This window comes from Streptomyces sp. NPDC001903, from assembly GCF_042891345.1.
Lineage (GTDB): Bacteria > Actinomycetota > Actinomycetes > Streptomycetales > Streptomycetaceae > Streptomyces.
The window spans coordinates 64,226-77,806 of record NZ_JBIASZ010000007.1; the positions used below are offsets into that span (position 1 = coordinate 64,226).

Sequence of the window (13,581 nt, forward strand, 5' to 3'; positions counted from 1 at the left end):
CACGGCCGTCCCTACGGAGGGATCATTCATGGCTTCCACCCTGGTGGACGCGCGGGACCGGCTGAGCGCCCCCGCCCGGCTGCCCTCGTTCCGGCTGCTCTGGCTCGGGCAGTCGCTGTCCCTGCTCGGCGACGGGTTCAGTTACATCGCCTTCTCCTGGATCACGCTCGGCCTCACGCAGTCCACGCTGGCCCTCGGCTACGTCCTCGCCTTCCAGGCGGTGCCGCGGGCCCTGCTGACCCTGGTCGGCGGCTCCCTCAGCGACACGTGGTCCTCCCGGACCCTGATGAAGCTCTCCAGCTGGGCCCGGGCCGCCCTGATGGCGGGCGTGGGCCTGGCCGGCCTGGCCGGGTCCCTGACGCTGTGGATGCTGTGCTGCGCCGCCGCGGCCTTCGGCGCGGTCGACGCCTTCTTCCAGCCCGCCCGGGCCTCCATCCTGCCCTCGGTGGTGGACAAGGAGCAGCTCGCCCCGGCCAATGCCCTGCTCGCGGTCGCCTCCAAGGTGGCGGCCGTGCTCGGACCGGCCGTCGGCGGCATGGTGGTGGCCTTCTCCAACGCCCCCGTCGCCTTCCTCGTCGACGCGGTGTGCTTCGCGCTCTGCGGTGTGTGCGTGGCGGGGATCCGCCCGCTGCCGCGCCCCGCAGCCGAGGAGAAGGGCCCGGCCCTCGCCTCCGCCCCGGCCGGGGCGGAGCCCTCGCTGGGCGCCCGGATCCGCGCCGGGCTGCGGTACGCCTTCGAGGACCCGCGGATCCGGACGATCCTGGCCGTCGACGCGGCGGTGACCTTCTGCCAGGCGGGGCCGTTCACCGTCGGCTTCGCCACCCTGGCCAAGGTCGACCTGCACGGCGGCTCGACCACCCTCGGCCTGCTCAACGGCGCGCTGGCCGGCGGGGCGATGCTGGGCACCCTTGTCGGCGGCGCCGTGAGCGGCAGCCCCCGGATCGGCCTGCTGATCGCCGCGCTGGCGGGCTGGCTCGCGATCGGCACGGGCCTGCTCGGTCTCGTCGGCAACACGGCGGGGGCCCTCGCGACGGTGCTGGCGATGGGCTTCGGGATGGGCTTCCAGGGGGTCTTCGGCCTCAGCTGGATCCAGCGCACGATCGACGGCCCGGTGCTGAGCCGGGTGATCTCGGTGGACATGGTGATCGGCTACGCGGTGGCCCCGCTCTCCCTGATCGTCTGCGGGGCCCTGGCGCAGTCGGGCACCGCGCCGATGTTCGCCGTCTCGGCGGCGGTCCTGGCGGTGACGGCGGTCGGCATCCTGAGCTCGCGCACGGTCCGCGAGATGCGGTGACCGGGCGGGCCGGTGCGGGTGCCCGCGCCGCTGCCCGCGCCGGCGCCGGCGCTTCAGGGCGCCGACGCCTCCAGGGAGGCCGAGAGCTCGCAGAGCGCGGCCCGGTTGGCCCGGCCGGTCTTGGCGCCGAGGGCCGCGATGTGCTTCTCGACCGTGCGCGGCGAGATGTAGAGCCGGTCGGCGATGTCCTTGTTGCCCAGCCGCTCCGCGAGGAGCCGGAAGACCTCGTACTCGCGGACCGTGACGCCCTGGGCGCGCAGGACGTCCGGGATCGTGCTCGTACCCGTACGGCGCTGGCGGCCCGGGGCGCCCATCCGGCGCAGGGCCGCGCGGCAGGCGCCCGCGACCGCGGCCACGCCGCCCTGGTGGAAGTGCTCCTCGGCCTGGCGCAGCCAGGCCACCGGTTCTCCCCAGCCGTCCTCGTACGCCGCGTCGGCGATGAGCCGCAGGCCCAGGTGGAGGGCGGTGGCGTACGGGGCGGCGACGCGCAGGGCCTCGGCCACGGCGGCCGCCGCCTCCTCGGGGCGGCGTTCCCGGCCCAGCAGGACGGCCCCGGCGAACAGGACGAACTGCCGGTTCCAGCGCATCCGGCCGGGCGCGGTGGCGGCGATCTCCTCGTACGCGGCGCGGTCGGCCTCCCCCGACAGCACGTCCAGGAGCAGGCCGATGCCGTACCGCCCGCTGAGGTAGTACGTACTGGGGTTGGTGTCCTCCAGGTCGGCGACGGCGCGCAGTTCCGCGACGGCCCCGGGCCGGTCCTCCTCCGTCAGCGCGCAGAAGGCCCGGGCGAGGCCGCGGGTCAGCGGTTCCTCCTGGGAGCCGGCCCCGTCCCACTCGGCGAAGGCGGCGAGGGCGCCCTCCATGGCGGGCCGGTCGCCCCGGTGGGCGGCCAGCGCGGCCCGCGCCATCAGGACGTACCGGGTGGCCGGGGCGAGCCGCAGGCGCTGCACGACAGCCAGGCACTCCTCGGCGGACTGCTGCGCGGCGGTGAACTCGCCCCGCAGGACGCAGTCCAGGATCAGGATGCCGTCGATGGTGTGGACGATGGTGGCCGAGCCGAGCCGCTGGGCCTCGCTCCGGGCGGCCAGCAGGGGGGCGGTGGCGCCCTCGGTGAGCCAGTAGTTGCCGCCGATCCGGGTCAGCGCGTACATGCGCTGGAGCGGGAGCTGGTGCTGTTCGGCGGTCTGCAGGGCCGATTCCAGCAGGGCGGTGGCCTCGTCGAAGTCCCGTTCGCGGGCGAGGGTGGCGAGGAGTTCCAGCGCCTGGCAGGCGACGGTGGCCAGGCCGTGGCGCTGGGCGGCCTGCAGGGCGGAGTTGCCGAGCTTCTCGGCCAGTTGGGTGCGGTCCGGGCCGGGGGTGTCGAGCGCGAGGTAGGCGGCGGTCACGTCGATCGAGGCGGTGGTGCGCTCGTCGGGGTGGGCGCCCAGGAGGGATCTGGCCTGGGCTATCTGTCTGTTGCCGTCCTCCCAGCGGCCCGCGGTGTGGGCCACCTTGGCGAGCCGGGTGTGCAGCGCGGCGAGCCGGGTGGCGCTCAGGCCGCTGCCGCCGAGCGTGTGCAGGTTCTCCGCGAAGCCGAAGGCCCGGGCGAAGTCGCCGGCTTCGGCGAGGGCGGGCAGCAGGGCCTCCAGGGCGTCGGTGCGCCCGGCGGGGTCCTGGCTGGCGGCGAGCAGCCGTTCGGCGCGGCTGAGCAGGGTGATCGCGGAGCTGATCCCCCCGGCCGCGAGGGCGCGCAGCCCGGCGTCGGTGAACAGGCGCCCGGCCTCGGCGTCGTCCCCCGCCTGCGAGCGCAGCTCCGCGACCAGGGGGCACCAGTCCCCTTCGAGCTCGGGGTAGAGCGCCTGCACGGCATCGGCGGCACGGCCCGACATCTGCGCCCGGTTGCCGGGCGTGAGCTGGGTGTGCAGGGCCTCGGCGGTGAGCGAGTGGCGGAAGGCGTACCAGTCGGGGGCGGGTTCGTCCGGGACGACGAGCTGCGCCGCGACCCCGGCGTGCAGGTGGCTGAGCAGCCCGCGGTCGTCGATGCCGGTCATCCGCTGGAGCACGGTCAGCGGGAAGCGGCGGCCGATCACGGCGGCGGCGGAGAGCAGGGTCAGCCCTTGCGGGCCGAGCCGGTCGATGCGGCGCAGGATGCCCCGGGCGAGGGCGGTGGACACGTCGCTGCGCAGGTCGCCGACGACCCGCCAGCCGTCCTCGAAGCGGACGAGGGCGCCGCTGCCGATCATGCCCTGGAGCAGTTCCTCGACGAGGAAGGGGCTGCCCGCGCTGTCGTCCCAGAGCCGGTCCAGGGCCGGCTGCGGGACGAGTTCGGGCTCGGTGTCCAGCTGGGCGGCGATGACGGCGCCGACCTCGGGGCGGGTGAGCGGGGCGAGTTCCAGTACGGTCCCCACGCCGCGCCGGCGGGCCGAGCCGGCCATGTCGAGCGCGTCGCAGGGCTCCGTACGGATGGTGGCCAGGAGCACCACGTTCGTGTACTCCAGGTTGTCCACCAGGTATTCGACGACCGCGAGCGTCTCGGGGTCGGCGTCGTGCAGGTCCTCCAGGAGGAGGAGCTGGCCGTGCTCCTTGCCGGTGGCGATGAGCAGCCGCAGGACGGCCTCGCCGAGGATGACCATGGAGCTGTTGTTCTGGGCGTCGCTGCTCCAGTCCGGGATGATCCTGCCGAGCGCGGGCCGGTAGGGGCCGAGCGGCAGGTCGTCCAGGGGCTCACCGCTGCGGAAGAGCGACATCAGCGCTTCGGTGAGTGGCCGAAAAGGGATGGTGGGGCCGGTGGTGCTGCTGCGGCCGCGCAGGGCCCGCATGCCCATGCCGAAGGCCATGCCGACTGCTTCGGCCGCCAGCCTGGATTTCCCGATCCCGGCTTCACCGACCAGGAAGACGACCCCGCCGCGGCCTTCGCCCGCGTCGGTCAGTGCCTGCTTGATCTCGCGCAGTTGCGGGTCACGACCGACGATGTACCGCGAACGGGAACGCATGTCCGCAATCTAGTTCATGGGATCGGCCGATTGTGCGACGAAAGTTGGCCGTTTCGAACAGAGGCGGGGTGAAGATCCGGGAGAGATCCGGAGAAGATCGGACACGCGCCTACCAGGTGACGTTCGGGGCCGAGACGCTCGTGTCGATCGAGCTCAGGGTGATGACGATGCCGCTGGTGAGCACCACGCCGGCCAGGGCACGGGCCCGGGCGCACGCCTTGTTCCGTCCCGACAGGGTGATCCCGCCGGCCGGGTCCTCGGTCCGCGCCTGGCCGGCTGCCGCGGCGGCGGCCTCGTCGGCGGCGACGGACTGGGCGGTGACCTGGGGCTTCTGCATGGTGGTGAGTACCTTTCTCGATGCCTGACGGGGAGTGGTGCCCAATGCTGAAGTGCGGGGTGTTGCCGGGGGTGCGAAGTACCGGGCGCGCTATGCGGGTTCGAGGAGCAGGACGGACGGGACGGCCGCCGGGAAGCCGAGCCTGAGCAGGGCGTATCCGATGCCGGAGAGACCGGTGAGGAAACCGGGGGACGGGACGTGGTCGGGGGTGCCGCAGCGGTGGCCGTGATCCTCGAGTCGGCCGAGAATCTCCCCGGCCCGGTGGCCGAGGGCCGCCTTGGCCCCGTCGTGGCCCCGCCCGGCGAGCACGCCGAGCAGTTCCAGGGATCCGAGGGCGCCGCTGTGCAGGCTCAGGTCGGACGAGGCGCCGGGCGCGCCCAGCAGGGCGGCGCACCGGTCGAGTTCCGCCGCGGGGATCCGCGGCCCGTCGGCCCCGAGGGCATCGGCGCCGAGGATGTCGGCGGCGGCCAGCGCGGTGCCCGCGAGGCCCGTGTGCCAGTCGAGTTCGGCGGGGCGCAGCAGGGCCGCGTCCAGCGCCGGGCGCAGCAGGGCCGCGCCGGTCCGGGCGTACGCGGCCCCCGGCTCCCCCTCCTGCTCCAGGGCGGCGGCGTAGCGCAGCAGGGCCCAGCCGATGCCGGCGTCGCCGTGCGCGAAGCCGGGGACCGCGGGGCGCTGTTCGGCGAGGCCCTTCTCGGCCCGGACCAGCAGCCGGTCGGCGAGCCGCCGGGCCACGCCCCGCGCCACGGACCCGTGGGTGCGCTGCGCGGCGACCGCGGCGGCCAGGGCTCCGGCGAGGCCGTCGGCCAGGTCGGCCGGTCCTTCGGCGCCTTCCCCGGCGCCCTCCTCGGTCTCCGCCAGGGCGCAGTGTTCCAGCGCGGCGAGCGCGTCGGGCAGGCAGTCGCCCAGGTCCCCGCCGAGCAGCGGGGCCAGCCGGGCCGCCGTGTAGACGATGCCGCCGATCCCGTGCAGGGCGCCGGGTCCGACCGCGGCCCCCAGCTCGGGGTCGGCGGCGAGCGCGGCGAGCAGCGCGGGCAGCGGCCGTAAGGCCTGCCGGGCCAGCGCGGTGTACCGCTCGGCCCCGGTCAGGGCGCCGAGCTGGGCCAGGAAGAGCGCGACCCCGCAGTAGCCCTGGGCGAGCCCGCCGCCCATCGGCAGGACGGCCCAGTGGTCGCCGGAGACCTGCTCCAGGCCGAGCCAGTTGACGCGGTCGCCGCCGTGCACGGCCCGGGCCGCGATCTCGTCGGCGATCCCGCAGGCCGCGGCCAGCAGCCGGGAGGGCTCGGGGACGACGACCGGCGCGGCCGGGCCGGCCAGGGTCGAACGGGGGCCGCCGACGCTGAGGTTGGCCCCGGTGACGGCGAGCGTCGCCGAGATGATCCACTCCTGGTCGTGGCGGTCCACCTCGCCCATGGCCGCGATCTTGGCGCGGGCGGCGTGCAGGCTCGGGGCCGGCAGCACCCCCTCGAGCCGGTCTCCCCGGGAGGTCCGCAGCGCGGTGTCCGAGGGGTGGTGGAAGAAGAGGGGCACGTCCCCGGACCACAGGTCGGCGATCTCGTCCTCGATCAGCCGCTGCCGGGCCGCGTCGTGCTCGGATTCCGTCCAGAGCACGGCGAGTACGGTGTCCCGGGTCAGCGCGTCGCCCAGCAGGTCGGGGTGGGTGGACTCGTCGAGCAGGGTCGTGTAGAGGCGGGTGGAGCGGGCGATCAGGCGCCCCGGGCTGGTCGCCCAGCGGGCCAGCAGCCCGCCGTCGTCCCCGGCCCCGGCCCCCGCCCCGGCCCCGGCCCCACCGCTGCCGAGCAGTTCGGCCCGGTGCTCGGTGATCGCGTCGTAGCCGGCCCGGAACCCCTCCAGCAGCGCCGCGCGGTGGTCGGCGTGGCCGGCCGTCCTGCCCTGCGGGCCGGGCCGGTTCTGCCCGGCCTCCGTGGCCACCGGGGCGCGCAGCAGCCGCATCCCGTCCGTTCCGGCCGCCTCCCAGCGCAGTCCGTCGCTGGGGTACGAGCCGCCGTCGCCACCGCCGAGTGCCGAGATGTCCATGGCGCCGTTCTCGCCGATCAACAGGCTCGGCAGCAGGCAGGTGCGGTACACCGAGGCGGCCAGGGCGTCCGCCGCCGGGTCGGACCCGCAGGTCACGGCTGCCGGCAGGCCTGCGTGCAGCAGGGTCTCGGCGTCCACCAGCACCGGCTGGTCGCCGCAGGCGATGACGTTCTCGTAGTGCATGTCCACGCCGTCGACCGCGTACAGCAGGGCGAGCAGCGCGCCCTGGCGCCGGTAGAACCGGTCCAGTTCGGTGGGCGAGGCGCACCAGCCGTGCTCGATGAACTCCAGCCAGCCGTAGCCCTCGCCGCGTACCGAGCGCGGCGTCCTGAGCCCCAGGCCGGCCACCTTGGCGTTGGCCCAGCCGACCGCCTGGTCCAGCAGGACGTGCTGGTCGAGCGGCCGGGGCTTGTACACGACGGTCGAGCCGTCGGCGAAGCGCAGCAGGGCCACGGACCGGTTGCCCTGGTGGACGTCGCCCCGGCCGAGGTCCACCCGTACGAGGGCGCCCGGGTCGGCGCCGTTCAGCAGGCCCGCGACGATCTGCGGCCGGTCGGCGGCGAAGCGCTCGAACAGCTCCGCCGTGGCCGAGGCCGCGTGGCCGCAGGCCTGGCCGAGCATCCGCGCCAGCACCGGGTGGCGGGTGAACAGCTCGGCGAGGCCCTGCCGGGTGCCGAGCCGGGCGAGGAAGTCCGCGAACCGCTCCCGCGGGGTCTCCCCCGCCAACAGGCCCTCCGTACGGGCCCGGTGGAGTTCGCGGACCAGGGTGCGGGCGGACTGCCGGATCAGCCGGTCGCCGAGCCGCTCCTCGAAGGCGGCCCGTACGGCGTCGAGTTCGCCGTCGGCGAGGTGGAGGTGCGCGGCCGCCTCCGACCAGGCCGAGTCGATCAGGGGGCGCAGCGCGGGCAGGAACACCGCGGCGCCGTCCGCGTCGGCGGCCGCCGCGGGGGCTTTGGCGGGGGCCTCCAGGGGGGCCGCGGCCACCGCCCGTTCGATGGAGCGGGCCCACTCGGGCTCGGCCGTACGGGCGGCCAGCCGGCCGGGGGCCTCCGCCGCGAGGGCGTACGCCACGTCCTCGGTGGTCCCCAGGCTCGCCAGCCGGGCCGCGAAGCCGTCCGCGTCCCCCAGGGACCAGGAAGCCGGTCGGCTGTGGGGGGCGTCGGCCGGCGCGGGTACCGGGGCACCCGGGGCGGCGAGCCGCTCCCGCAGGTTCAGGGCCCGGGCCCACCAGGAGGGGGCCAGGCCCCCGACCTGGGATTCTTCGGCGGTGGTGGCGGTGTTGGTCACAGGAGAAAACTCGCAGAGTGCGGGGGGCGCGCACATGGGGGCCGATCCCCCATATTCCGTGGGCGCGCCCCCATGGGGGTCGCGGGCCCGGCGTACGGGGTGGTGGGAAGGCCGCGGACCGGGGCCGCGGCGTACGGATTCCGGCAGGTCGCGGGCGGCTTCGAGGCCTGCCCGCGCAGGATCCGGGCCGGTGCGGGCGCCCGTCGGCAAATGTGGGGGCCGGGGCCCGATGCCGCACCCGGCCCCCGACCCGCAGCCTGTGTGCAGTGCCCCTTCCGCCCTGTCCGGCACCCCGGCCGGCGGATGATCATCGGAGGACCTGGTGGGAGTACCCGTCCCTGTCGACGTCGTCGCATTCGACCCCGTGCTGGAAGCCGGAACCAAGAGCACCTTGTTCGCCTGCCCCGAGGTGGCCCTGACCTCCCCGGGCGAGGCCCCGCGGGTCGTGGTCATGACCGTGGACCAGGTCGGCCGGCCCGAGCTCGACGTCCTGCGCACCGTCCGCGACGCCCCGGCCCGCCCCGATGTGGTGCTGGTGGCCGGCGAGTTGGCGCCCGACGGCGCCCTGCACGCCATCGCGGCCGGTGCCCGAGGGCTGCTGCGCCGCCGCGAGGCGGACGTCACCCGCCTCTCGCGCGCCGTCCTCGCCGCCTCCCGCGGCGACTGCACGCTTCCGCCGGACCTCCTGGACCGGCTGCTGGAGCGCTCCGGCGCCGGCGGCCGGTCGGCCGGCGGCTCCCACGGGGGTACGGATCCGTGGGCGGCGGCGGGCCTGAGCGACCGGGAGCGCAGCGTGCTGCGGCTGGTCGCCGACGGCCACGAGACGAACGAGATAGCCAAGCAGCTGTGCTACTCGCCGCGGACCGTGACGAGCGTCGTCCACGACATCACCCAGCGGTTCCGGCTGCGCAACCGCGCCCACGCGGTCGCCTACGCGATGCGGGTGGGCCTGCTGTGAGCGCCGTGGCCGAACTGACGCGCGAGACGCGCGAGATGTACGCCTCGTACGAGGCCTACGAGACACGCGAGATCACGCCCGTACGGAGCCCCGCGGCCCCGGACCGGCTCAGCCTGCTGCGCCAGGCCGGGGACGGCCGGATGCCCTACCCGGCCCTGGTCCGCCTGCTCGGCGCGGCCACCTCGGCCGCAGCCCCCTCCGCCCAAGCCGCCTGCGCGAGCACCCCGGCCGGCCGGGGTGCGCCGGCCCCGCCGGACGCCCCGCGGCTCACGGCCCGCCAGACCGCGGTGCTCACGCTGATGGCGGAGGGCCACGGAAACGCGGTGATCGCCCGCACCCTGTCCTGCTCGGAGCACACGATCAAGAACGTGATCTACGAGCTCATGTCCCGCCTCCAGGCCCGCAATCGCGCCCACGCGGTGGCCTGCGCCGTCCGCCACAGCCTCATCTGACGCGTTGGCCGGAAAGTCGCCCTTGCCTGTCGATCAACGGGTGTACGGTCATCGCTCAGGCGGGAGGCTCGGGCCGGGGGTCGGGGGAACATGAGCGACGCAATGCGCCGTCGGAGTGCGGACGTCCGGCGGAGGGTGGAGCAGATAGCGCTCGGCCTGATGGCCGCGTCGGGTGTGGTGGTCCTGCTGGCCGACCTGTTCGGATGGCTCGACGCGCTCGCCCCCGGAGGCGCGCTCCCCAAGGTCACGCTGCTCATCCTGAGCACGGTGACGGTCTTCCTGTTACTCGAACTCGACCGCCTGAAACGGCTCGACGAGGTCCACGACGACGTCAAGGCCCTGGACACCAGCGTCCAGACGAAGATCGACACCTTGAACGCCAACGTCGAGGCGCACCTGTCCAAGCTGGACATCGACGCCATCGCCCGGCGTCTCAAGCGGCAGCACTACGGCGGCGTGGTCGCGGTGCACAGCCGCTTCCCCGAAGACGTGTTCAACGGGTTCCTCGGCAACGCCGCGGACGAGCTGGTGATCCTGCAGACGTGGATCCCCAACCTGCACCACCTCAAGGCCGCGATGCACAAGGCACTCGCCGACCAGCAGGTCCACGTACGCATCCTGCTCCTGCACCCCTCGTCGCCGGTGGCCGGGCTGCGGGACGAGGCGCTCAGGGCGGTGCGGGATCCGGCACTCGCGGTGAACGTGCGCGCCAGCGTGGAATACTGCCTCGCCGGGCTGGCCCAGCTGAACGCGGAGATCCCGGCCGGGAGCCGGGCGCGCCTCCAGGTGAGGCTCTACAACTCCCTTCCCTCGATCGCCGTGTTCAAGGCCGATCAGCATTTTCTGGTCAGTTCGTTCCTGCACGGCCAGCTCGCCATCGACTCCACCCAGATCGAGATCGACGGTGCGGACACCGTCATGGGCGAAGAGGTCCAGCAGGAGCTGCGCACGCTGTGGAGCATCGGCAAGGACGTGGACCTCCTCGACTGGCGCACGTCGGTGGCAAACATCAGCCTGTGATCCACGGAGAGGTACGGCCATGCACGATCTGCACGCCCTGGACGGGTTCGAAGACGCACTGATCGAGCGGTTCCGGGCGCATCCGGTCCTGGCGAACGTCACCGGGCTTGCGGAGGAGGACTTCGCCGCGCTCCTGCTCCAGCGGCGCTTCGTCTCGCTCGCCTTCACCCCCTCCTATGACCTCGCGATCGACCTGCTGCGCGACGAGGCGGGGCTGCGGATCGCCCGGGTCATCCTGCGGGAGGAGTATCCGGACGGCCACGGCCACACGCCCTCGCACCGGGAGGACATGACGCAGGACATGCGGCGGCTGGGGATCTCCCGCTCGGACCTGGTCGCCTCCCGGCCCACGGCCGACACGCAGGAGGTCGTCTCGGACACCCTGGAGCTGATCGCCGACGCGGGCGGCCACGCCGACGCCGACCTGCGGCTGCTGACGATCCTGCGGTTCTGGGGCGAGGTGCTGGTGTCCGTCGAGTACGGGCGACTGTGGGAGCGGATGGCGCCCCTGCTGACCGAGGAGGGCAGGAACCGCTCCCGCTTCTACTTCCCGCACCACGTCCACGACGCGAAGACGCACTCGCTGGCGACGGTGTCCCTGCTGTCCGGCTCCCACTCCGACCGGCTGGCCGCGCGGGTGACCGAGCTCCTCGCCCAAGAGGAGTCCACCGATCGCTTCCGGGAGCTGGAGGAGCGGGCCCTGCGCCTCAAGACCCGCTTCTACGACCAGTTCCTGCCCGCCGTGGACCGCCTCGCCGGGTGATCCCCGTCAGCCCGCCTCGGGGGTGAGGCGCAGGGAGATGGAGTTGATGCAGTAGCGCTGGTCGGTGGGGGTGGGGTAGCCCTCACCCTCGAACACGTGCCCGAGGTGGGATCCGCACTTCGCGCAGAGGACCTCGGTGCGGACCATCCCGTGCGAGACGTCCGCCTTCAGCTCGACGGCGTCGGAGTCCTTCGGGTCGAAGAAGGACGGCCAGCCGCAGTGCGACTCGAACTTCTCGGTGGAGCGGAAGAGCTCGGCGCCGCAGGCGCGACAGGAGTAGACGCCGGCCGTCTTGGTGTCGGTGTACTCACCGCGGAACGCCGGCTCGGTGCCGGCCAGGCGCAGCACCTGGTACTCGGCCGGCGTCAGCTCCGCCTGCCACTGCTCGTCCGTCTTCTCGACCTCGTACGACATGACTCTCCCGCTCCCTCGTTCTCAGTCCGACAGGCGGGCGAGGATCGCCGGACCGAGGTCCGTGACGTCACCCGCGCCCATCGTGAGAACGAGATCACCGGGCTTCGCCATTCCCGCGATGACGTCGGCGACCTCGGCCTTGTCGTGCTCGGCGGTGACGTCGGCGCCCGCGCTGCGCGCGGCCGCGATGATGATCTCGCTGGTGATGCCGGGGATCGGGTCCTCGCGGGCCGGGTAGATGTCGAGGACCACGGCGGAGTCCGCGAGGGCGAGGGCCTGGCCCATCTCCTTGCCCAGCTCCTGGGTGCGGGAGAAGAGGTGGGGCTGGAAGACGACCAGGATCCGGGAGTCCCCGGCGGCGCCGCGGATGGCCTCCAGGTCGGCCGTCATCTCGGTCGGGTGGTGCGCGTAGGAGTCGATGACCTGCACGCCCGAGGCCTCGCCCTTGAGCTGGAGGCGGCGCTTGACCCCGGTGTACTTGCCGAGGGCGGAGGCCAGGTTGTGCACCGGGATGCCGAGGGCCACACCGGCGGCGAGGGCGGCGACGGCGTTGTGCGCGTAGTGGCGGCCGGGCACGGAGACGGTGAAGGTGAGCATCCGCCCGTCGATGACCACGGTGACCTCGCTGGTCAGACCGCGCGGGGTGATCTTCGTGATCCGGACGTCGGCACCCTCCTCCTCGCCGTACGTGACGACGTCGAGGCCCTCGGTGGCGCGGACCCGGGCGGCGATCTCGGCGGCGCCCTGCTGGCCGTGGGCGATGACCAGGGTGCCACCGGGGACGATCTTGCCGACGAAGGTCTCGAAGGACTCGTAGATCTCGTCCATCGACGCGTAGTTCGCGTGGTGGTCGAGCTCCGCGTTGAGGATGATCGCGACCTGCGGGGTGTACTTGTGGAAGCTGCGGTCGCTCTCGTCCGCCTCGGCCACGAAGATGTCGCCCTCGCCGTGGTGGGCGTTGGAGCCGGGGGCGTCCAGGTCCCCGCCGATGGCGTAGGAGGGGTCCAGGCCCAGGGCCGACAGGGACACCGCCAGCATCGAGGTGGTGGTCGTCTTGCCGTGCGTACCGGCGACCGCGATCGGCCGCAGGCCGTCCATCAGCCCGGCCAGGGCGTCCGAGCGGTGCACGACCGGGACGCCGAGCTCGGCGGCGCGCGCCAGCTCCGGGTTGTCGGCGCGGATGGCGCTGGAGACGACGACGCAGGTGGCGTCGGAGGCGAGGTGCTCGGCCGCGTGCCCGATGTGGACGGTGGCGCCGTGGGCGCGCAGCGCCCGGGCGGTCTCGGAGTCCTTGGCGTCACTGCCGGCGACCTGCGCGCCGCGCTGGGCGAGGATCTTCGCGATGCCGGACATGCCGGCGCCGCCGATGCCGATGAAGTGCGGACGTTCCATGGCGTTCGGCAGGCCGGGCGGCGTCATACGGGATCTCCCCAAGGTGCGGGTCGGTACGGAGCGGTACGGGTCGGTCGCGTCGGGGGCCGGCGGTGCGGACGGCCGTCCCGCGGTCGCCCCGGCGCGTGTGTCGGACGCCAGCCTATTCGTTGTGGGCGAAGAGCTTGAGCACCGGAACCCCGACCTTGTGGCGCGCACGGGATGCCCAGTCCCGGTGGAAGAACTCCTCGACGAAGTGCGGGGCGGTCAAGACGATCACCTCGTCGGCGTTCGACTCTTCGACGACGGCCTTGAGTTTGTCGAGCGGGTGGTCCTCGATGATCTGTCCGCTGGCCTTGGCGCCCTTCTTGCGCAGGGCCTCCAGGGAGTGGACGAGCGCCTGCTCGGCCGGGCCGCGGGCGGCGTGGCCCTCCGGTACGTCGGCCTCGCGGAGCGCCTCGGGGAGCTCGCCGAGTGCCACGTCGTCGATGGCGCGCAGCAGCCGGTCCTGGTCGCCCCTGGGCTGCATGAGGACCAGGAAGGAGACCGGGTCGTCCCCGTGCAGGCTGGTGACGAAGTCCACGTCGACGCTGGTCAGCGGCTGCTCGATCATCAATACGCTCGTGAACACGGACGCCCTCTCCTTCATGGGCCAGGGCCGGTCGGCCGGCCCCTGCGG

Annotated in this window: 11 protein-coding genes; 5 read left to right on the forward strand and 6 right to left on the reverse strand. The window is 73.9% G+C overall.

Annotated features, from left to right (window positions below; genetic code table 11):
• Nucleotides 1-28 precede the first annotated feature (28 nt).
• Nucleotides 29-1,294 carry an MFS transporter gene (locus ACFYZS_RS17740; protein ID WP_389012834.1) on the forward strand — a complete coding sequence of 422 codons (1,266 nt, stop codon included), beginning with the start codon at nt 29-31 and terminating at the stop codon, nt 1,292-1,294.
• A 53-nt stretch (nt 1,295-1,347) separates the two neighbouring features.
• On the opposite strand, the gene ACFYZS_RS17745 is transcribed toward ACFYZS_RS17740, so the two are convergent.
• The 3 genes from ACFYZS_RS17745 to ACFYZS_RS17755 form a co-directional block, all read right to left on the reverse strand.
• The gene (locus ACFYZS_RS17745; RefSeq protein ID WP_389012837.1) at nt 1,348-4,266 is read right to left on the reverse strand and encodes an AAA family ATPase; all 2,919 of its coding nucleotides are present in this window, start codon (nt 4,264-4,266) and stop codon (nt 1,348-1,350) included.
• Nucleotides 4,267-4,375: 109 nt separating this feature from the next.
• Nucleotides 4,376-4,603, reverse strand: a complete 228-nt coding sequence (locus ACFYZS_RS17750; protein WP_389012839.1) for a hypothetical protein — start codon at nt 4,601-4,603, stop codon at nt 4,376-4,378.
• Nucleotides 4,604-4,693: 90 nt separating this feature from the next.
• Nucleotides 4,694-7,924 carry a type 2 lanthipeptide synthetase LanM family protein gene (locus ACFYZS_RS17755; protein ID WP_389012842.1) on the reverse strand — a complete coding sequence of 1,077 codons (3,231 nt, stop codon included), beginning with the start codon at nt 7,922-7,924 and terminating at the stop codon, nt 4,694-4,696.
• A 322-nt stretch (nt 7,925-8,246) separates the two neighbouring features.
• On the opposite strand from ACFYZS_RS17755, the gene ACFYZS_RS17760 reads away from it, so the two are divergent.
• The 4 genes from ACFYZS_RS17760 (at nt 8,247) to ACFYZS_RS17775 (ending at nt 11,117) form a co-directional block, all read left to right on the forward strand.
• Nucleotides 8,247-8,882, forward strand: coding sequence for a LuxR C-terminal-related transcriptional regulator (locus ACFYZS_RS17760; protein WP_389012845.1), 636 nt, complete (start codon nt 8,247-8,249; stop codon nt 8,880-8,882).
• Nucleotides 8,883-8,887: 5 nt separating this feature from the next.
• Nucleotides 8,888-9,334 carry a response regulator transcription factor gene (locus tag ACFYZS_RS17765; protein WP_389012848.1) on the forward strand — a complete coding sequence of 149 codons (447 nt, stop codon included), beginning with the start codon at nt 8,888-8,890 and terminating at the stop codon, nt 9,332-9,334.
• Between the two features lie 90 nt (nt 9,335-9,424).
• On the forward strand, nt 9,425-10,354 hold the full coding sequence (locus tag ACFYZS_RS17770; RefSeq protein WP_389012851.1) for a hypothetical protein: 930 nt from the start codon (nt 9,425-9,427) through the stop codon (nt 10,352-10,354).
• Between the two features lie 19 nt (nt 10,355-10,373).
• On the forward strand, nt 10,374-11,117 hold the full coding sequence (locus ACFYZS_RS17775; RefSeq protein ID WP_389012854.1) for a hypothetical protein: 744 nt from the start codon (nt 10,374-10,376) through the stop codon (nt 11,115-11,117).
• A 6-nt stretch (nt 11,118-11,123) separates the two neighbouring features.
• Here the strand turns inward: ACFYZS_RS17775 and msrB are convergent, their stop codons facing one another.
• The 3 genes from msrB to ACFYZS_RS17790 form a co-directional block, all read right to left on the reverse strand.
• Nucleotides 11,124-11,531, reverse strand: a complete 408-nt coding sequence (gene msrB, locus ACFYZS_RS17780; protein WP_389012857.1) for a peptide-methionine (R)-S-oxide reductase MsrB — start codon at nt 11,529-11,531, stop codon at nt 11,124-11,126.
• Between the two features lie 21 nt (nt 11,532-11,552).
• A complete protein-coding gene (gene murC, locus ACFYZS_RS17785; protein ID WP_389012860.1) occupies nt 11,553-12,950 on the reverse strand; it encodes a UDP-N-acetylmuramate--L-alanine ligase in 1,398 nt (465 codons plus the stop codon).
• 115 nt (nt 12,951-13,065) lie between these two features.
• Entirely contained in the window at nt 13,066-13,533 is a 468-nt protein-coding gene (locus ACFYZS_RS17790; protein WP_266634243.1) for an indole-3-glycerol phosphate synthase, read from the reverse strand.
• Nucleotides 13,534-13,581 lie beyond the last annotated feature (48 nt).